Origin of the sequence: Nostoc sp. (assembly GCF_036917655.1) — a bacterium.
In the GTDB taxonomy this organism is placed as follows: Bacteria; Cyanobacteriota; Cyanobacteriia; order Cyanobacteriales; family Nostocaceae; genus Nostoc.
On record NZ_JBALCY010000021.1, the window covers coordinates 1 to 20,045 of the forward strand.

Genomic DNA, 20,045 nt, shown 5'->3' on the forward strand with positions numbered 1-20,045 from the left:
TTAAACGAGCGCCCATATCTTAGTCACCTCGGTAGATGCATTTTCCGTATTTACTTATCTTCACATAGTTTGGTTTTTTCGTGCCGACTTACTTACTTGGCTAGCTTCCATAAGAGGAAAACTACTAGAAATTTTGAATTTACGTAAGCGTGTACGCATTAAGGGATAAATATGAGCTTTGATCGAAAAACCCTCAACGCCTTGGCTAGAATGGTTGCAGCGTGTCGGCGGCGACTGACGGAAGATGTTGAAAATCAACTTCAGCAGACTTTCGGGTTGTATCTAGATGGCACAATTCTCCCCTTATCCCAATTGACCCATCTGACAGAAGAGCAAAAGGTTGCAGCGCAAGCATTACGTGAACTGCTAAACGACTTCAAAGCCAGCGATCCACAAAAAAGCTACAAATCTGCCTACGATCGCACAATTCTGGAAATCTCCTTTACCATCCTCAATCGTTTGGCAGCTTTGCGCTTGTGTGAGGAGCGGAATTTAGTAATTGAATGCGTCCGCAAAGGAATGGAGTCTGACGGGTTTCGCTTGTTTGAAAGACTTGCCAATGGCAGTTTAGGGAGTCGTTACGAAACCTATCGGGTGTTTGTGGAGTCGATGTTTGACGAGTTGGCGGTGGATTTGGGAGTACTATTTGACCGCACTACTCCCCAGTCAACGATTTTTCCGAGCGATCGCGTTTTAACAGATGTCTTTGACTTGCTCAATGATACCACATTACGACGCATCTGGACTGAAGATGAAACAATAGGCTGGATTTACCAATATTTTAACCCACCCGAAGAACGGCGAACAATGCGGGAAGCGTCCCAAGCACCCCGCAATAGTCGGGAATTAGCTGTCCGCAACCAGTTTTTTACCCCACGTTATGTAGTCGAGTTTCTTACAGAAAATACCCTTGGCCGCCTCTGGTATGAGATGCGTCAAGGAGAAACTCGAATCAAAGATGAATGCCAATATTTTGTCCAAAATCCTGAGCAATTCTCAGCGAGAAATCGCAAAGATCCTCGTGATATCAAAGGGCTAGATCCAGCAAGTGGTAGCGGTCATTTCCTGCTTTACGCTTATGATTTATTTGAAGTCATTTATCAGGAAGCATGGGAAGATGAAAATTCACCGCCTTCAGAAGTTACGGGTAGAAAATTGCAAGAAGATTACCCAACTTTAGAAGAGTTGCACAGACAGTTACCTACATTAATTCTTAAATACAATTTGCATGGCATAGACATTGATGCTCGTGCTTGCCAAATTGCCGCTCTTGCTTTGTGGCTACGCGCTCAACGTTCTTACCAATCGCTAAATATTAAAATAGCTGAACGTCCACGTATACAAAAAATCAACATTATCTGCGCTGAACCCATGCCAGGGGAAGAAGAATTACTCGCAGAATTTATCTCTGAATTGGGTCATAAACGCCCACCAATTATTGGTGATTTGGTGAAAAAAGTTTTTGATAAGATGAGTTTGGCTGGGGAAACTGGAGCATTACTCAAAATTGAAGAAGAAATTAGGGAGGAGATTACAAAAGCTAAAACGCAATGGCTAGGTGAATATAACCCCGAACAACCAACCCTATTTTCATTACAAGAATATTCAAATGTTAACCAATTAAGTGTATTTAATTTAGCTGGAATTACCGATGAGCAATTCTGGAATCAAGTTGAAGGTTGGGTTGTAGAAGAACTTCAGAACTATGCTAGCCGAGCTACTACAGGACAAGTTTTCCAGCGTCAGTTATTTTCTGAGGATGCGGTACAGGGATTTGCCTTTGTGGATATCTGTCGCAAAAAATTTGATTTTGTGCTGATGAATCCTCCATTTGGAGATGCGAGCCTTCCTTCAAAAGAATACATTGAAGAAGTTTATGGAGATACTAAAGGTGATGTTTATAAAACTTTTGTTGAATGTTTCCAAGATAGATTAGTGCCAGGAGGATTTTTAGGAATTATTTCCAGCAGAACTGGTTTTTTCTTAGCACAATCAAGCGACTGGCGTGAAAGAATATTACTACGTCTCTATCGTCCTTTGCTGCTAGCAGATTTGGGATATGGTGTGCTGGATGCAATGGTGGAAACAGCAGCTTATGTTTTACGCACTCTTACACAAGAGGAAGATATCAATTTAACTCTGGAAGTTCTGCCAGAACTGCTAGAAATTCCTACAGATAAAAAAAATAATTTTAGTATTGCCAATTATCAAAAGTACCGAGGAGGGCTAAAAAGGCATCAGGCCAATCAGGAGTTGAGACGGTTTCAAGAAGATGAATATTTATTTCTAGTACCTAGTAATTATATTCGCTATCAAGCTAATGTTGGTAAAATACAAAAGACTAAATTGCCAAAATATTTAAAATATCCTCCTTTTATCTGTTTTCGTCTGTTGATAGAAGAAGACAAAGAGGGTAATTTAGTTGATGTTTTACATAATGCAGATGACCACCGATACTTTATAGTTTCGCCACCAAAGTTTTCAATTATTCCTAATACACCTTTTTGCTATTGGGTTAGTGATAGTGTTCGGCAATTATTCAGTGAACTCCCACCCTTTGAAAGTGCTGGTAGAATTGCTCAACATGGAGCATCAACAAAAAAAGATCCTAGATTTTTGCGTCTTTGGTGGGAAGTATCACCTCACAAAATAGTAGCTGGTACAGCAGAAACAACACCAGAACAGTTTTATCAAAAGACTTTTGAGGAACAGCCTTGGGTCTTATTTGCTAAAGGAGGAGCATATTCTCCATACTATGCAGATTTATATTTATTGGTAAATTGGAAGAATAATGCTGAAGAAATTGAAGAATATGTATTGCACAAATATCCATATTTAGGCAAAAGTGGTGCAAACTGGATTCTGCATAGAGAGTGTAATTATTTCCAGGCAGGTTTAACCTGGCCTAGACGTACAAATGGGCTAAGTATTCGTATCCTACCTTCTGGTTGTATTTTTGCAGATAAAGGGCCTGCTGCTTTTATTCCTAATAACAGTGAAGTATCTTTACTCATTCTGGCAGCTTTGATGAATAGCCAGGTTTTTTATATGTTTGTCCAAATGCTTGTCGCACGGGTTTCGCTTGCCCAATCATTTGAAGTTGGGTTGATTAAATCTATACCCATGCCCCAACTTACTGATTTATATACAGAGCAATTAGCTGAATTTGTAAGATATTCTGTAGATTTAAAAAGATATGTTGACAAAGCTAATATTAATAGTCATATCTTCCAATTACCTGCTATATTGCAAGTCTCAGGTAACAACCTAAGTGATAAAATTACGGCTTGGAAAGAAAAAATAATTGTAGTTGAACGCCAATTAACCGAATATCAACGCCAAATAAACGAGATTGTATTCCAGCTTTATGAAATCTTAGAACACGACCGAAAAGCAATTGAAATAATTGTTAAAGATAAAGATATTACTACTGAAGATAAACATGAAGATGATGATGATGAAACTACACTACTAGCAGATTCAAAACAATTAGTTATCGATTTACTTTCCTACGCAGTAGGCTGCGCCTTTGGACGTTGGGATATCCGCTTTGCTACAGGCAAAAAATCAGCACCAGAACTTCCCGATCCCTTTGCACCATTACCAGTCTGTTCACCGGGAATGCTCACTGATACTGATGGTTTACCACTTTCAGAAACTCCGCCAGGATATCCCATCCCCATCGCTTGGGATGGCATTTTAGTAGATGACACCAATCACCCTAACGACATCACCCGCCGTATTCGTGAAGCTTTAGAAATAATCTGGAAAAACAACGCCAATAATATTGAGCAGGAAGCTTGCGAAATTATTGGTGTACGTGAATTGCACGATTACTTCCAGCGTCCTGCAAACTTCTTTCAAGACCACCTCAAACGCTACTCCAAAAGTCGGCGCAAAGCACCAATTTACTGGCCACTTTCTACAACATCCGGTTCTTACACAATCTGGATTTATTACCACCGCCTCACAGATCAAACCCTCTACACAATCGTCAACCGCTACCTTGAACCCAAAATTACCGAAGTTGAGCGTACCACTTTTGGCTTAGAAAAAGAATTAGAGACAAAATCGGGAAAGGAAGCTTCACAAGTACGCGATAACTTACACGCTACACGCAAGTTCCTAAGTGAATTGCAAGATATGAAACAGGAACTTTTGAGCGTCGCACAGCTACCTTACAAACCCAATCTCAATGATGGCGCAATTATCACTGCTGCCCCTCTACACCATTTATTTGCTTTGCGACAGTGGGCGCAAGAAACCAAGAAATGTTGGGAAAGTTTGGAAAAAGGCGAATACGATTGGGCGCATTTAGCCTACACAATTTGGACAGACCGAGTGCGGGAAGTCTGCAAAAGAGATAAATCAATTGCGATCGCCCACGGACTGGAAGAAGTTTACCAAGCAGCTAACCCAGAAAATTCCCAACCCAAAACAACCAAAGGCAAAAGCCGTAAAAAGACGACACAGGAGCCAGTATAATGAGCGTCTCAGACTTTGTTCGCCAACAATTACAGCAAAGATTAGAACAGCACCGTATTGTCGTTTGGTACGATAGCGATCGCGCTTTTGCTGATTTTATTCAATCCTTCCAAGCTGACTCCTGTGTAGTCGTATCTACTGTTGAGTCTATTTTGAACTCCCGTCGTCAAGCCGAAGCCGTCTACCGCCACATGAACGAGTCTGATGACTTAGCCAAAGCTGGGTTGAATCTCCTCATTTACGTACCCCGCCAGCGTGGAACAATAGAAGATGAGAAGCGGCAAGATCCATTTGAAGTTTTTGCATGGGCTGGTGTGGCGTTTGGCGACAAAGAAGCAGAACAGTTAGAATCTCTTGCCAGACAAGCAATGCCAGAACGGGCTATAGAGATTACTCGGCTATTTGCCCAAGGCAGTCCAACCCTATCGATGTTAGATAAATTACAGTTCCATCACCGTTCGCCTTTACTGTTAGAAGCGCTAGGTACTGACTCACCATCAGAAGCGATCGCCTTAGTCCTCTGCTTAGATGAAAAATCACAACGTATTGATTCCGTTAAAGGTTGTTTAAAAGAATTTTTGCACTTACTAGCAACAGAGATTGGCTTTAAACCTCTATTAAAAGCGAAATCCTGGACAGAAATCAGAAAGCAACTCGGTCAGTATCTGCTGTTCAACGAGTTTGCCCTCGACCTGCCTTGTGAACTACCACAGTCGTTCAGTGGCTTACCCAGAGCCGAAGCTAGCCATGAATTAGTGATTTTTGCAGTGTGCGATCGGATGCGGGATAGTTCTGACTTGCGATCGGGCTATGTTCAGCTAGCAGTAGAAGTAGAAAACCAGTTGCACCTTGGCAATCTCACAGAAAATATAGCTCAACTAGGTACGAGAGATACCTTCCCCTTTGCAGAAAAGCGATACCTACAGCAAGTGCTGGAGTATGTACAACAGAATAACTTAGCAGATGCCCAGAAGATTTTAACGCAACGCCGTCATTCCATCTGGAACAACCACTTGGAACGAGGTAATATTTGGATGATAGTCGAGCGTTGTGTCACATTTCTCGCCACAAGCAATGCTGTAGAAGAGTTGTCAAAAAAATCTTTACAGTCAATGTCTCTGCGCCAAATCATCTCTGCATACGCACCTCCAGATCGCTGGGGATGGGCCGAACTAGACCGTCATCAGCGACTATTTGAACAGAGTGCAACCTTCTATGCAGGAGATGGGGGAGAAATAGAATCCTTAGTCGAATTTTGCCGCCGACGTTACTTAGAAGTCGCATTAGCAATTCAAGACCGCTTCCTTAAGTGTGTTGAGAAAGAAGGTTGGTTTCCCGAAGGAGTGCTGCGACAAACCCAAGTATTTGACCAGTATGTGGCTCCTCTACTGGAACAGAACAACAAAAAAGTCGCATTTTTTCTAGCTGATTCCCTGCGCTTCGAGATGGGGCGAGATTTGGCAGAAGCTTTAGAACAGTTGGGCGAAGTCGAAACTGTTCTAAAGCTTCTGTTTTACCGACAACTACACCTTGCGGTATGGCAGCACTAATGCCTAATGCTGATGGTATGCTCAGATTGGTAGAATCAGCCGGAGAGCTAATTCCTGTTTTAGGTGAAAGGAAACTGGAAGAGTCCAAGCACCGGATGCGACTGCTACAGGAAAAGTACGGCGATCGCTTCAAAGATATTGAACCGGAAGATATTCTCAGCAAAAAGGTAAATGCCTTGGGCAAGCAGTTAGCCTCTGTGGATTTATTAGTTGTCCGCACTAAAGACCCCGACCGCATTGCTGAAAGTATTGGCAACTGGAAAGCCCGAAAATATCTTTCTGATGTAGTCAGTGAAATGGTAAATACAATTCGTCGATTATCTACAATTGGGTTCACCCATTTTGTCATTAGTGCAGATCATGGTCACGTTCTAATTGACGAAATACCATTAGGAGATGTAATTCCCAAACCAGGGGGTCAGTGGTTGAAAATTAAGCGCAGGAGTTTGCTTGGGCAATTTATATCTGGCGAATCTTCAAGTGTAGTTATCTTTAAAAGTGAGCAGGTTGGTATCCAAGGAGATGCCCAAGACCTCTGTGTTGCCAAAGGCTTTAAAGTTTTCCAACAAGTTGAAGGTTACTTCCACGAAGGCATAAGCTTGCAGGAGGCGATCGTGCCATTGGTAATTTTGCGATCGCAAGGTAAGATTACTGCTCAGAGTAAGCCAAATATTTTCCTGCGTTATAAGTACGATTACTTTGCCAATAAAGTCATCAATCTGCGAGTCTGCTATGAATATTTGCTACCAGAAGCAATACAAGTCCGCATCGAAGCTTACGATGGCTCAACAGCAAAAGCGCAGAGGGTAGGTAAAGCAACCGACTGCGATGCTAGAGACGAACGAACTGGTGAAATCATACTCCAGCCCAATCAAGAAACTTCGGTTCCTATCTTACTGGAGTCTGACGACATTTCATGCTCCAAAATTGAAATACGAGCAATTGACCCACAAACTGGCGTAATTTGGGCAAAGTTAGAACTAGAAAATCGCTTACTAGATTAAGAATGAACTCATGTTTCAAGATGCCTTAGACCAAAAAGTTAATCAAACATTTCCAGGAAAGGTAGTACGTAAGGACTTGCTACATCAAATCAAGGGTGGAGAAAATGTACCATCCTATGTACTGGAATATCTTCTGGGAAAATACTGCGCCTCAGATGATGAAGATGAAATCCGCATTGGCATTCAGGCTGTCAAAGAAACACTACAAAGCAACTACTTCCGCCACGATGAAGCTAACAAAGCCCAAGCGCTAGTAGAACAACGGGGACGACATCGATTTATAGACCGTATAGAAGTTCGTTATCTCGCCAGTGAAAACAAATATTGGGCAGCAATGGATCACTTTAGTTACTCCAGAATTCATGTTGCTGACCGATTTTATCGACAATACGAACGACTTTTAGAAGGTGGAATTTGGGGTCTTATAGATGTTGAATTTCAACCAACTGAAGAAGAAGGTGCTAAAGCCAGTCCCTTTCATATTGCTGATTTAAGGCCAATTCAGTTAGCAAGATTTGACGTTGATGAATATGCAGAAGGTCGTCGCAGCTTCAGCCGTGATGAATGGATTGATATTTTGCTGCGGAGTGTGGGTTTAGAACCTACCCAAATAGAACAACGCCTGAAATTGCTATTACTGACTCGGTTCATTCCCTTTGTCGAAAAAAATTATAACTTCATTGAGCTAGGGCCGCGAGGAACTGGTAAATCCTATGCCTACAGTGAGATGTCACCTTACAGCATCCTAATTTCTGGGGGTAAAGCCAGTACTGCCAACCTTTTCTACAACAATGCTCGCCGTCAGGTAGGTTTAGTTGGTCATTGGGATGTTGTAGCTTTTGATGAGGTCGGGGGTTTGAAAGTTACCGATGCAGATGCAATTCAGATTATGAAAGATTACATGGCTAACGGTCGATTTAGCCGTGGGATTACCCAAGTTCTAGCTGATGCGTCTTTGGTATTTATTGGTAATCTTAACCAACCTGTTGAAACTCTGGTGCAAAATACTGCAACAGACCTATTTCAGCCATTGCCAAAAGAATTTGACCTGGCTTTACTTGACCGGATGCACTTCTACTTGCCAGGATGGGAAGTGCCAAAAAACTCGAAGAATCTGCTGACAGAACACTATGGTTTTGTTACTGACTATTTAGCTGAAGCGTTTCGTACTCTCAGAAAACAAAATCGGTTTGATGAGGTTGAGAAAGTCTTCCGTTTTGGTTCTCATGTAGAAGGACGAGATGCGATCGCTGCCAAAAAAACCGTTAGTGGATTACTTAAAATTATCCACCCAGATGGAGAATGGACAAAGGAAAATTTAACAGAGTATGTGGAACTAGCGTTAGAAGGACGCAGACGCGTTAAAGAACAACTTAAAAAGCGAGGTTCTTTTGAGTTCTACAAAACCAGCTTTTCTTACATCGACCAGGAAAGTGATGCAGAGATGACAGTGCGTGTACCAGAACAAGGTAATGCTGGAATCATCTCTCAGGAACCTTTATCCCCAGGCACAGTGTACACGGCCACAGCAAATGAAGAGGCCAGAGTTGGTCTTTACCGCCTGGAAGTTGCTTGTACATCGGGGACAGGAAAATTGCGAACCCCTACAGGGTTAGACAAAGCTTTAAAAGAATCATTAAACAGGGCTTTCAGCTATCTTCAAAGTATAAAGGAAAGGAAAGGACTTAACGAGACTCTGGGACTGAAAGACATTTATGCTGAAGCTGTGGACTTGTCTGGAAGCCGTGTTGAATGCCCTTGTGGTGTAGCGTTTTTTGTCGCTATTATTTCAGCCATACAGAATCGTCAAATTCAAGCCGGAACTCTGATTTTGGGCGATTTAACAATTCAAGGGAATATCAAAGGCCCTGCTTCAATTGTCGAATCACTGCAACTAGCAATGGAAAGCGGAGCGCTACGAGCTTTAGTACCACTTTCTAATAAGAGCCAATTTGCAGGTTTACCAGAAGAGGTAGTCGAAAAGCTTGATATTGTGTTTTACGGTGATGTTGACCGAGCAGTAATTAAGAGCGTTGAAATTTAAGGGTATATCTTATCTTCTAAACTCAGCAATGTCTATCCTGTTTAGGTAATGATAGCTAAGAGCGATCGCCCGATCAAGCGATCATGATTCTGATTTGCGTATATTGCACACTATGGAAACAATAATTTTGTGCCTGTACAAAAGCTGCGATCGCAGCTTTATATTACCAACTCAATATAAAATAAAGTGCGATCGTCACTGAGGTATTTTTGTGAACATTACCATGCCAGCAATACAATTAGAAGATATTTAAAATTTTGAAGAGTCCATCAAACTGTTGTTATATAAAGCTTTTCAAAATTTATTTAATAGTTTTATTTATTTGTTAAACTAGGAGTTAAGTATCTTTAAAAGTCATGAATGAAATTGTCAAAACGTTATTTCTTATTTTGAGGAAATGACAAGTATCAGAGGCGCAAAAATTGCTCAACCGAATTATTTAGCAACAAAATTAAGCGCTACTACAATCCAATGTCAATTCCTTATTATTTTTTGATAACTACCTCAAAAAAACCTTTTCTTTATTTAAAAGTAGCGCGATGACACAGAGAACTACAAAGCGCCTGTACTCTTTTGAAGAATATCTTGCTTATGACGATGGTACTGATAGCCGTTATGAACTGGTGAATGGAAAACTAGAACTTAGGAATCCACAACCTTTTAGACATTTGCTGATTTCTAAATTCATTGAACTGGCATTTGAGACACAAATCAAGCGCTTGGGTTTACCTTGGCTATGCTTTAGAGAGGCGGGGGTGAGAACAGGATGGCGGAAGTCAAGATTACCTGATGTTTATGTTGTCACGGCTGAACAGGTGATGGAATTTCTTGATGAGCCGGCTGTTTGTCAGTCTGCGCCGATATTAGTAGTGGAAGTTGTCAGTCCTGATTCAGTAAAACGCGATTATCGATATAAACGTTCTGAATATGCAGCGTTAGAGATTCCTGAGTATTGGATTGTAGACCCAATAGAGTCAAAAATTACGATTTTATTGTTGGAAGATGGATTGTACGAGGAAAAATAGTTTACCGTAAATCAGCAAATTGTGTCTGCTACTTTCCCGGAAATGGCGTTGACAGTTGAACAAGTGTTAGCTGTAGGTAATGTTGGTTAGAAAATAGCGATGCTTAGTGTTTGGCTACGCCTACGCAGTTCCTGGTAATTGGTACTAAAAACCGTAAAAATCAGGTTTCGTCTCAGGGTTACTCAACATGATAGTGTAGAAGTATAAAAAAGTTCTACAGAATAAGGCTTCCACACTGTCAAAACTAACGACAGAATAAAGGTTTCAGCTTATCCCGAACTCAGGTTATATAGATAATCACGGGAATCAAACCCAATGGCATATACTCTTCATACTTGGTTCGCAAACTCCGCTCTTTGATAGGATGTTTTTCACAGGCAAACGCCCCCATTTCTGAACTATCCTGAGCGCCAGTGGTGATAGTTGCTCCCGTCTGTCCAGCGATTATCGCCGCATCTGCACCTAGTTGCAGTTGGGCGTAGCCTGGTTGCCCAAAACGAAGACTGGTAAATAATGGCGATCGCTGTGCAATTTTTACACTTTCATAAGGACGAGGCAAGACGCTGCCCGTTGCCCAGGCACTAAAACGTACACAACCCTGCTGATAGTTTTCGACGGTGACAGCATCATACAAAATGCATTCACTGGCTTCTAGTTGATGCACTGTGGCAGATCCGAGGATGGTGCAACGAGTCAGATTAACTATGCCACTGTTGAGGTTAATTACCTGTTCAGTAGCTAAGGATTGTAGAATGCTGTTAGTAATTGTCAAAGTAGCGATCGCACCTTGATCGCGGGTGCGAATCGGGCCGAGAATGCAGCGATCGATCGTTAATTGCCGTACCTGTCCTTCCACCCAAAGATGACAGGGAATCAGATCCCGTCCATCCACTGCTTGGGCGTAGGTAGCTGGGGCAATACCTGCTTCACCAGGATCGAGAGTGCAACACCTGAGTATCACATGGTCAAATTTGCCCTGCAACACCAAATCTCCACCGCTAATAAATAGTCCTTCTAGAATCAATTCACTTCCTTCAGTACCGCTAAAACTCCATTCCGTCACCGTAGGATTTGGAGCAGGTAGCCGAATTAACGGTCGAGTATTGTTTTCTGCCTCCAAAGTGACGTGTTTAATTCCGGTTAAATTACTGATTTTGTTATAGGTAAGAGAATCAAGAATAGTTAGTGTACCTATTGAGGCGATCGCTGCCAAGGGAGCGACTAGAACATCTCCACCGCCAAGTACCTCCTGTTTAGGCGCTGGCGTGGGAGTGGCGGGTTGGCGGAGTATGCGGCGATTGAAAGCCCCAGCGCCGATGGTGGAAGAAAAGCCATAATGGTAAGTCACAAGGAAATTATTTGTACCCGTCGGTGGTTTGTCCCCCTGAATTAACTTGCCCTTTTCTGGCTCAATCAAAAAGGAAATATTGGCTTTACGGCTAGTCCAATCACGGGAATCAGCTGTGATTTCTACTTTGGGAATTAGGTTCCCGTTTGCATCGAAAATTCCCAGAGAGTTGAAGCTCATCAAGTTGCCTTGCTCAACCGCATACAGATGCCCAAGTTCCTGTTCTAGCAACGGTTGGCTGATGGCAGTGGGCAGTTGCCACTCAGCAGGAGAGACCCAGCGATCGCCAAACGGATGGGACGCGGCGGCAAACAAGGGAATCTCTCGACCTGTGGGGTCAAAAGTGTAGTGGCCGGGACAAGCCTGATATTTGACAGGGGTAACTCCAATGCCTTTATTTAGTGCTGTTTTGGTAAGGGGAGAATCAATTGGTTCCCCCACCGGAAAGCCGATCAACCGCCAGAGAAACACACCTAAGCGGGGGATGTTATGCCAGCCCACTTGCCCTTTACCCCGCCGCATATCGGCAGTGTAGAAAAATTCGTCAAAAGCAGAGTGGGCTTTGGTTGCACCATAAACTTGGCGCAAATCTGCCCAACCACCCATCGGCGTTTTAGTCAAAGTACCAACCAATCCCTGTGCCTGTTGCAGAATCCGATTCCCTGCCGGATCGGGAGTTTCCGAAGGTAGCCCGATCGCCGGATCGAGATTGTGTCGCGTCCGCCCCAACTGCCGAAAAAACTCAACCACCCGCGCACTCCAACCGGTGATGTCTGTGGCAATTTCTTCGAGTATCGCCACCGTTCCCTTGCGTCGCCGATAGTAGATAGTTTTAGCCACATCTAGCCGTTGTCCCCGTGCATCCTGACTGGCCACAAGATTGGTAGCTAGTAAATCCGCCATGTAAGCAATCACCCAGTCGTCGCAGGTTTCAATGGATTGGTCTTCCCACTGGCGATCGAGGCTGCGGCGTAAAATAGCCGCTTGTACCCCGATGCGATTCACCAGTTCTCGCAAAGAACCGATTCGCTCAAAGATTTCACTATCCTCGGCTCGATAGATTGCAGGCAAAAGATTCCATAATTTATCGGCGTAGTAAATCGCGTAGTGGTCATAATCCCAAGTCATGGTTAGCCCGCCTTTGAGTACAATTTGAGATTTGCCGCAGGTAATTGATAAAATTTGCCCTCGCCCGGATCGTGGCGATAATGAGAATCTAAGTTTGAGTTAATGCTAAATTCCCCGCCGTGTACTGCTAGCACCCCAGGAACCTGCATACAAGTTGCATAAATCTGACTCTGGTAAATAGCCTGTCCAATTTGTACGGCATTTACTCCAAATAGCCCGTTGTCTGGGTGGAGTAAGGCATCTTCAGCCGCAGCAATCACAATCTCTGGAATCCGGGTGGCTTCAATACGCAATGTCAGCGTAAGTTTCACTAAAAGCGGCTGCGCCAACTCCACGATGACGGGACGATTGGGATCGGCAGTACCAGCCAAGGCAATTTTTGCCGCATTAACTGCACTTTCGTCATCACCGACATAAAGCTTTACTAGGCTGCGTTGCTGGGTTGCATCCCATGTCCAGTAAACTTTTGCCCGCGCTACACCAGGAGTTTGGGCAGCGATCGCTTCGTAGTCATCCCCTGAAACCGCCCGTCCAAAGGTTAGCACTGAACGCGGTGCATAGCGGCGAATCTGCTCCGGTGGCTCTGGGTCAGCCCCACCTCCAACTGGAACCGGATTACGGATGGCTTTCAGATTGGGGTAGGGTTTCGCAATTACTGTTAAAGTCCCGCTATCTGGTGCTTCTTTACCACTACCATAGCGATAGCGGGCGAGTACGTTGTTGACACCGGAAGGTAATCGCGCTCCATTGACTCCATCGCCAAACAACACATGAGTACGCTGGTTTTCGTCTTCGCGGGTAACGAAAATCCGGGCGTTACTAGACTGTCCGTAGAAACTGGCGACTTCTTGCCACTCGATGCCATCTACCCAAATCCGTAAAGTGCTTTTGTAATTACCACCCGATGTAGAATCGCCACTCAACAGATAGGTTAAAGGTGAATTCTTCAATACAAATTCTTGTCCTGCAAAACTAGCATCTCCACTACCCAAAATTTCCGCAGGTGCTGTCTGACCGCGTGAGACTGACAGCAGGTTAAACAGCAGTTGTAAAGGAGCCTGCAAGGTTGGAGACGTAGTAGAAAGCGGCAACACTTTTACAGTTGGTGCAGGACTCACAGGCTCAACCTGGGCAGCAATCCCGATTCCGTTGGCATCTTCCAATAGAATTGGTAATGGGCTTTGAGCCAGAGCGATCGCGCTAGCAGGATTGATATTTGGCTTGGCTGTACTGAATGTTTTTGCTGGAGTTGCAATCAGTTGCCCCACTTCTTGCCAGTCATAACGAACTATAAGTTGTTGAAGATTGTCATCAAATTTTTTTTGAGCCACTAGTTTTTGAGCCACTACCGAGACTAATTTTGGCTCGTATTTGAGTGTGGTATGGGGAATGGGAATAGGAGGCTGTTTTGGTTCAGAGGTAGGAGCTTTAGTGGGATCAAAAGCAGGGGAGTCTGGGTTGGCATACCAGACAACCTCTGTGTATTCAGTTACCCGAATCAGTTGAGTCTGAGTCGAATCAAGGCGTTGTAGTACAATCGGATCGCCTACCTGAATCTGGCGCACGAGAGAGTCTAAATGGATCTGTCCACCACCAATCACTTGTCTGTTGCCAGTGGGATATTGCCAGACATGAGTTGATTGAAAACTTTTCAGGAGACGATAGTCTTGCACTTGAGCGCCATTAAACAATTCAGGCTGTTCTAAAGCCAGACTGAGGCGGGTATTGGTCTTGCCTTGTGGATCTTTCTCTGACTCCACAACTTGCACTCTTGCCAATGCATATTGGTTGTTAGTTCCGTTCCAGTTGCGCTGCAATAACAGCAGTTGATCTCCTAACTTGACTGTTGTGACAGTTCCTTTCAATAATACACTGCTGGGATTGAGGTTAGTATTGGGCAGTGGTTCGGCTGCGATCGCATCAGCAAACTCTATCGGCGTATTAACATCTAGTTCAAATATCTGCGGTTGTTTACCTGGCCCCGGTTTGCTTTGAATTTGGAATCCTTGGGGTAGAGTAAAGGATTTGGAATTATTCACGAGGGCGGCAACAATCCCCCTAGCACCGATACCGGGGCGGGGACGATAGCCGAGAATTTGAATTATTCGCTGTACGCTTTCTGGTAAATCTGCGGTTCCTAAATAAGATTCATTGGCAATGCGATCGCTATAAAAAGTTAGTATATCTGCAAGATAAGCCCACCACTCCACGATCTGAACTGCCAAATCACCATCAGCACCAGGATACCAGTTGAGCAGTTCTGATTCTTTTAATTTGCCGCCCCTGTCTTTAACTGGCAATAATAGAGCTTGCCGAAAACTGGTATAGTCGCCTACCCGATAGGCGATCGCACTTCTCCCCGATAGATTAAAAATCACCTGGGGATGAATGAATCCTTCACAGGGACAAACCGGTACTTCTGTCATTTCCCCCCCTCCACAATAATGTTTAGCGAACCCCGCTCTGGTCGGCTGTTGTCGTTATCTACCCGCAAAATGGCATCTAGGGGAATGACAAAGGTTTCGGGCAAGGGTTGATAATTGAGAGTGATGCCGCGTTGTCGATAATGAATCGAGACTACCCCAGCCACCCCATACGCCTGCTGGATTGCTGCTTCCAAAGCACTGCGTTCTAATGGCTGACCGAATGACCAGCGATCAACCCAGAAAAAACCTATCCTGCCATTTGGGAACTTGGTAGCACTTAACACTATCAGGAGATCCGCTTCCACATCGCCACGAAATGCATCAGGTCTGGCACACACCCGAATTTCTAAATCAAGTGATACATAGCGCGGTGCAGGCACATAGGATTCATACCCAGCTAGGCGATAGCGGTTGAGTAGGTCAATGAGTTCTGTATGTTGCTCAACCGTGAATGCCTCACTACCTAGCGGATCGGGGGTGGTGAAAACCGTCAGCCAACTTCCTGTCCAGCGAAACACCGTACCCGCTCGTTGCACCCACGGTAAGGACTGGGCGGCAGCTTGGTAATCTTGGGCGCGGACTGCCCGGTATTGTTTGGCGCGAAATGCTTGGGGTGCTAGCCGTCGAATTTGTTCATTCGGTTCGGCATCGGCTCCCCCTGTGGCTCTGAAGGGATTGGTGACTGCAATGACATTAGTAACAGTTGGATCAATGCGGTTAATGGTATCAGCAGCCACATTGCCAATCGCTCCACCGCCCACCCGATAAGTCACCTCAAAGGTATCGCCAGAATTGGGCAGTTCTCCAAATGTCCCATCCCCAAAACGAATGGTATCTCCGGCATCGCTGTCGTAGTCAAAGAGCACCGAACGATCAGAATTAGGGGCGATGCGCCGAAAACTCGCTGAATCAACTGTAAAGGACTTCTCAAAAGGTTTGGCATTTAGCAGTTTTCTCTGCCAAATCCAGGGTTGTCCAGTGCTTTGCCGCAGTAGGATTTCTGGTAAGGGTGCTGTTTCTGGGTTGTCCTCTCCTAAGAAGGCGATCGCCCCATTTCTCACTGTGTAAAGATACTGAGGGTTTAGAATATTTGGTGTGCTGTTTGCACCTGTTCGCACTAGTGCCAGTGGCAGAGGTGAAGGAATTGGGGGAGGTGAATCTGTGGGTATAGCAAAGGTTTCGGTGTAGCGTCTACCTTGGGTAGCCGGAACCAGGTTGCCTGCCAGAATGGTACGGGTCAAATCGTGGTCGAACTTCAGCGCCTCCTGTGATTGCCAAAAAATGTGCGTCACTGGTTGATTAAATAACGCATCTATCTCTTCAATGGCTGCCTTTGCTGGCTCATCAAGGAGATGCACCACCTCTTGAATTTTGGGGTCTGCACTGGTTACACCTGCCGTTTCAATTAAGATTGCCTCTCCTCCTTTGAAGTTGAAGCCATGCCCCTCAATCCACATCTCGGTTGCCCCAGTTCGCAGACAACGTTGGCTATCATCCCACCAGTAGGGTGTAATGCCAGGGTGGTGATTGAATCGGGAATTAACTGCAAAATCCTTTGGTACTCCAGTGTCGGGATCGACTTTGAGTTTTCCAGTATTCGGATCAACCAGTCCTGTTCCCGTTTCAAACTCAATAATTTTGCCGTCTGGACTTTGGGCACTGACTACTAAACCAACAGGTAGGGAACTGGTGTTATTAGCGACATCAAATTGTAACAGCACACGAGCCGCCGTTGCTGGACGGGGTTCATAGTCTACCAGACGGGCGTGACGAATTAGCGATCGCCTTTGGGTAGCAGTTTCTAGGGTAGCTTCAGCCGCAATGCGATCCTGGGTGTAACTCAAGTCATCTGCTAGGGCGCATAGTGCTTCTAAAAACATAACTCCGAAATCGGCTTCTGAGCGTTCTTGCCATTCTGGATAGCGCAAGGCTGAGAAGTCAGATAGAGCTTTGCGAAAACTGAGGAAGTCTTTCGCTAGGTAATCGATTGGGGGAATGTCTGGTTCATCGGGTGGGCAGATCGGACGAGGAGTTTCACAATCTAAATCTGATGGGCAAAGGGCTTTAAAGGAAAAAACAACTTGGCTGAAAAAGGGGTCAAGGCGATCGCTCTCTAGGGTGAGAGTGTAGCGAGAAAAATCACCCGGAGATGCCACATCAAGAGTTAATACAGGTTGTCCAGAAATGGCTTCAGTTGTCCAGTGGACAGAATCATTAATGGTAGATTGATTGAGAATGGTGACTGTCGGAATAGTTTCGCCACCTGCGATCGTCACATTTGTAATGCTTCCTTGCACAACCACCGAGTTGAGGAAATGCACCCGCAAGCTTGTTTGGTCATTAGGGGGGGCAATTTCTACAAAATCGATGCCATTCAACGTTGTAGAGGCGATGATAAGTTCGCGTCGATCTTTTGGGGGAGCCATATCAAAGAATTCTCACCTCCATGCGTTTAGTTGCCTGAGTCTCAATCAACACATACTCAATCTGTACCTTCAGTTGAGCCTGATCGCCCGTTTCTTCGACTGATGCCACCCTTACGTCTTTAACCTGGATTTGTCCAGCTAACCACCGATTGAGCGCCTGCAACACAATCAATTTAGTTGTGGCATCCAGCGCCTCGGAATGGGGGGCAAATAACAATTGTCGCAGCCCACAGCCAAATTCTGGTAAGTTCACCCGTTCGCCAGGACTGGTTAACAAAACTTGGCGAATCATCTGCTCAACATGGTTCTCATAACGAGTTTGGGCTGCCTGGTGGGAGGCAACATCAATACGGAAAGGAAAGGCGTAGTCGTGGCGAATCATAAGCCAGACACCTGGGATTGGGTGGAGTTAATCAGTACAGTCCCCTGGACAGCTTGATCGCCAGCAATACAGAGTCCGACGCTGCTGGCGTTGAGGACAAAATCACCAACAACTTTGGATTTTAAAGCGGGTTGTACCCAACGAACTTGCACGCAGGGATGGGGAGAACCCGAAATATTGAAGGCGCAACCGGCGATCGTAAATGTATCCGAAGACCGGATGACATAATTACCACCCGCCTTGGTTTTGGTGTTGGAACTGGTGACACTGACTGTACCACCGTGGGGACACATCATTGTGCTAGAAGTATTCAGCAATCCTACCATTACATTACCTCCAACGCGCCATCATTAACATTGACTTCGCTTGTACTGATGTTAATTTTTTTGCCACTCCGTTCTATCGTGATCCCAGAGGATTCCAATGTAATTTTATTCTCATTGCTATCAGTAATAGTAATGATGCTGGCATCATCATCGAGTAGAATTTTGTGTCCAGCTTTGGTAATAATTGTCTTAACTGTGGGTGTTGCATCTCCTGGCTTTTCGTCAGTACGCCAGTAACAACCTGTCCAAATCGGATAAGAAACATCACCATTCTCAAATTCTATCCAAACCCCAGCACCTATTTCTGGTAGAAAAGCAAAGCCAACATTGGGACCAGCATAAGGTACACAAGGCATACACCAACCTGTTGGTTGTTCTCCCAGCACAGAAGGAACTTTTGCCTTGATGCGTAAAGTGTCAACATCAACATCTGTCACTGTCCCCCGGTATTTGCCATAGAAGCGGTTACGAACTCGCTCTATCACTTCCAATATTGCCTGCTCATTCATAGTCCAATACCTCCAGAAGGCTTTGGCCCAACAGCATTTCGCACTAAAACAAACTTCATTTTGTGACTATCTGTGGTAATGGTATGACGCACACTCCAAACGTAGTATTTACCAGAGTTGAGATTTCCAACACCTGCAATTTGCACAACCGTACCAACCCGGAGAACTGCATTAATTCTTGATACATCGGCTTCACCTTCACAACGGACAAACCAACTCGCCTCACGTAGTAGAGATTGAGCGCGGAGTGATAACTCAAGAGCATTATCTACAGCTGTAGTTAACAGAACTTTTACCTGTTTACCTGCAAAGTCAGCTAACCCCCGTTCATCAAGTAACGCCAAGCCAGAATCATTACTATCAACAGTTATTCCATCTTCATTACTGTCATTAAATAAAGCCTGACTAGTTTTAACTGCACTTGGCCGCGTTACATCCCAATCAAAATCAAGGGCATTAACATTCCAAGCTTCCGGATCGTTGAGAGTTAAGGTAACAACAGCATCATCGTCTAATTTGGGTTTAGTAAAATAACCTATACGTTGCCCTGGTTGATTTTTGCAAGCAACGCGGCATAATTTACCGTTACGTCGTGCCAAATTGCGAATAAATTGAATGTCAGAAGCTCGTTGCATTAAACTGTAACCATCTTCGGTGTGAGAGGGGGAATCATCTTCTGTATTATCTGGTGAAGGTGTGATGCCATATTCATTAAAAATCGTATTAGCAACGCTAGCATCTGTAATATCAACCCATTCCCGAACTTTTTCTTCTAAATTCATCAACCAAGAAGCATCTTGTCCCCAAACTTGTAAATTAGCGTTGGTTGTCCCTGTTTCTAGGTGGAGTTTATGAGCGAGAATATAGCCGTCAAAAATACATTCATCTAGTTTATTTTCATGGGTTGCCACTACTGCTAAATTGGCAAAAGGTTGGAGGCGATCGTCATTCACCAAAGTTAACTCGCCATCTCCGGTATTATTAACAGGTAAAATCAGCTGAATTGCTCCCGGTAAATCAATATTTTCTTCTACTTCCAAAGAAGTGATATTGTTATAAAAATCATCATTTGCTGGCGTACCATTTAGCAGTAGTTGGAACGTGCTAGCCATGACTTTAACGCCCCTTGGGTGGAATACCGATTAAATCGTGACTAGCTAAAGCATCTGGAACTACAGAGTTATTAGCATTGCACAATTGCCAGAAACCATTAGCATCTTTTAGATAATAAGAAGCAATCAAATCTAAGCGTTGTCCTTCTAAGCGACGGTGATAACCTAGTAGGGGTTTTCTTGTCGATAGAGGAATTTTTGTTACCGTCACAGTTTTACCTTCTGGTGTGGTGACATTGTAAGTACCTGCATTTTCGTAACGACTGCCAGCAAAAAACAT

General features: G+C 44.3%; 12 protein-coding genes and 1 pseudogene. 5 read left to right on the forward strand and 8 right to left on the reverse strand.

Going from position 1 to position 20,045, the window contains the following annotated elements; genetic code table 11:
- The first annotated feature begins 171 nt into the window (after positions 1-171).
- The 5 genes and pseudogenes from V7K30_RS10390 to V7K30_RS10410 all read left to right on the forward strand — a co-directional run bounded on the left by V7K30_RS10390 (position 172) and on the right by V7K30_RS10410 (position 10,198).
- Positions 172-4,485 (forward strand): Eco57I restriction-modification methylase domain-containing protein, encoded by a 4,314-nt coding sequence (locus V7K30_RS10390; protein WP_334998963.1) that lies wholly within the window; start codon positions 172-174, stop codon positions 4,483-4,485.
- Complete coding sequence (locus V7K30_RS10395; RefSeq protein ID WP_334998964.1) at positions 4,485-6,035, forward strand: hypothetical protein; 1,551 nt, start codon at positions 4,485-4,487, stop codon at positions 6,033-6,035. Before V7K30_RS10390 ends, V7K30_RS10395 begins: the two co-directional genes overlap by 1 nt.
- A complete protein-coding gene (locus V7K30_RS10400; RefSeq protein WP_334998965.1) occupies positions 6,023-7,039 on the forward strand; it encodes a hypothetical protein in 1,017 nt (338 codons plus the stop codon). The genes V7K30_RS10395 and V7K30_RS10400 overlap by 13 nt, the downstream gene beginning before the upstream one ends.
- 10 nt (positions 7,040-7,049) lie before the next feature.
- Positions 7,050-9,083 carry a protease Lon-related BREX system protein BrxL gene (gene brxL, locus V7K30_RS10405; protein ID WP_334998966.1) on the forward strand — a complete coding sequence of 678 codons (2,034 nt, stop codon included), beginning with the start codon at positions 7,050-7,052 and terminating at the stop codon, positions 9,081-9,083.
- A 539-nt stretch (positions 9,084-9,622) separates the two neighbouring features.
- A pseudogene (locus V7K30_RS10410) lies at positions 9,623-10,198 on the forward strand (Uma2 family endonuclease).
- 190 nt (positions 10,199-10,388) lie between these two features.
- Here the strand turns inward: V7K30_RS10410 and V7K30_RS10415 are convergent.
- Genes V7K30_RS10415 through V7K30_RS10450 form a run of 8 tightly spaced genes read right to left on the reverse strand, consistent with a single transcriptional unit; the run spans position 10,389 to position 20,045 of the window.
- Positions 10,389-12,584, reverse strand: coding sequence for a hypothetical protein (locus V7K30_RS10415; protein ID WP_334998967.1), 2,196 nt, complete (start codon positions 12,582-12,584; stop codon positions 10,389-10,391).
- A 2-nt stretch (positions 12,585-12,586) separates the two neighbouring features.
- Entirely contained in the window at positions 12,587-15,010 is a 2,424-nt protein-coding gene (locus V7K30_RS10420; RefSeq protein WP_334998968.1) for a baseplate J/gp47 family protein, read from the reverse strand.
- The gene (locus tag V7K30_RS10425) at positions 15,007-17,436 is read right to left on the reverse strand and encodes a baseplate J/gp47 family protein (protein ID WP_334998969.1); all 2,430 of its coding nucleotides are present in this window, start codon (positions 17,434-17,436) and stop codon (positions 15,007-15,009) included. The genes V7K30_RS10420 and V7K30_RS10425 overlap by 4 nt, the downstream gene beginning before the upstream one ends.
- 1 nt (position 17,437) lies before the next feature.
- Positions 17,438-17,818, reverse strand: coding sequence for a GPW/gp25 family protein (locus tag V7K30_RS10430; protein ID WP_334998970.1), 381 nt, complete (start codon positions 17,816-17,818; stop codon positions 17,438-17,440).
- Entirely contained in the window at positions 17,815-18,144 is a 330-nt protein-coding gene (locus tag V7K30_RS10435) for a hypothetical protein (protein ID WP_334998971.1), read from the reverse strand. Before V7K30_RS10435 ends, V7K30_RS10430 begins: the two co-directional genes overlap by 4 nt.
- Positions 18,144-18,653, reverse strand: coding sequence for a phage baseplate assembly protein V (locus tag V7K30_RS10440; protein WP_334998972.1), 510 nt, complete (start codon positions 18,651-18,653; stop codon positions 18,144-18,146). Before V7K30_RS10440 ends, V7K30_RS10435 begins: the two co-directional genes overlap by 1 nt.
- Positions 18,650-19,765 carry a phage late control D family protein gene (locus V7K30_RS10445; RefSeq protein WP_334998973.1) on the reverse strand — a complete coding sequence of 372 codons (1,116 nt, stop codon included), beginning with the start codon at positions 19,763-19,765 and terminating at the stop codon, positions 18,650-18,652. Before V7K30_RS10445 ends, V7K30_RS10440 begins: the two co-directional genes overlap by 4 nt.
- Before the next feature lie 4 nt (positions 19,766-19,769).
- Complete coding sequence (locus V7K30_RS10450; RefSeq protein ID WP_334998974.1) at positions 19,770-20,045, reverse strand: hypothetical protein; 276 nt, start codon at positions 20,043-20,045, stop codon at positions 19,770-19,772.

What these genes read in the sequence shown, in the direction of transcription:
- V7K30_RS10390 (WP_334998963.1), top strand. Translation starts at nt 172, where the DNA reads ATGAGCTTTGATCGAAAAACCCTCAACGCCTTGGCTAGAATGGTTGCA.
- V7K30_RS10440 (WP_334998972.1), bottom strand. Translation starts at nt 18,653, where the DNA reads ATGAATGAGCAGGCAATATTGGAAGTGATAGAGCGAGTTCGTAACCGC.
- V7K30_RS10425 (WP_334998969.1), bottom strand. Translation starts at nt 17,436, where the DNA reads ATGGCTCCCCCAAAAGATCGACGCGAACTTATCATCGCCTCTACAACG.
- V7K30_RS10430 (WP_334998970.1), bottom strand. Translation starts at nt 17,818, where the DNA reads ATGATTCGCCACGACTACGCCTTTCCTTTCCGTATTGATGTTGCCTCC.
- V7K30_RS10445 (WP_334998973.1), bottom strand. Translation starts at nt 19,765, where the DNA reads ATGGCTAGCACGTTCCAACTACTGCTAAATGGTACGCCAGCAAATGAT.
- brxL (WP_334998966.1), top strand. Translation starts at nt 7,050, where the DNA reads ATGTTTCAAGATGCCTTAGACCAAAAAGTTAATCAAACATTTCCAGGA.
- V7K30_RS10395 (WP_334998964.1), top strand. Translation starts at nt 4,485, where the DNA reads ATGAGCGTCTCAGACTTTGTTCGCCAACAATTACAGCAAAGATTAGAA.
- V7K30_RS10420 (WP_334998968.1), bottom strand. Translation starts at nt 15,010, where the DNA reads ATGACAGAAGTACCGGTTTGTCCCTGTGAAGGATTCATTCATCCCCAG.
- V7K30_RS10450 (WP_334998974.1), bottom strand. Translation starts at nt 20,045, where the DNA reads ATGTTTTTTGCTGGCAGTCGTTACGAAAATGCAGGTACTTACAATGTC.
- V7K30_RS10435 (WP_334998971.1), bottom strand. Translation starts at nt 18,144, where the DNA reads ATGGTAGGATTGCTGAATACTTCTAGCACAATGATGTGTCCCCACGGT.
- V7K30_RS10400 (WP_334998965.1), top strand. Translation starts at nt 6,023, where the DNA reads ATGGCAGCACTAATGCCTAATGCTGATGGTATGCTCAGATTGGTAGAA.
- V7K30_RS10415 (WP_334998967.1), bottom strand. Translation starts at nt 12,584, where the DNA reads ATGACTTGGGATTATGACCACTACGCGATTTACTACGCCGATAAATTA.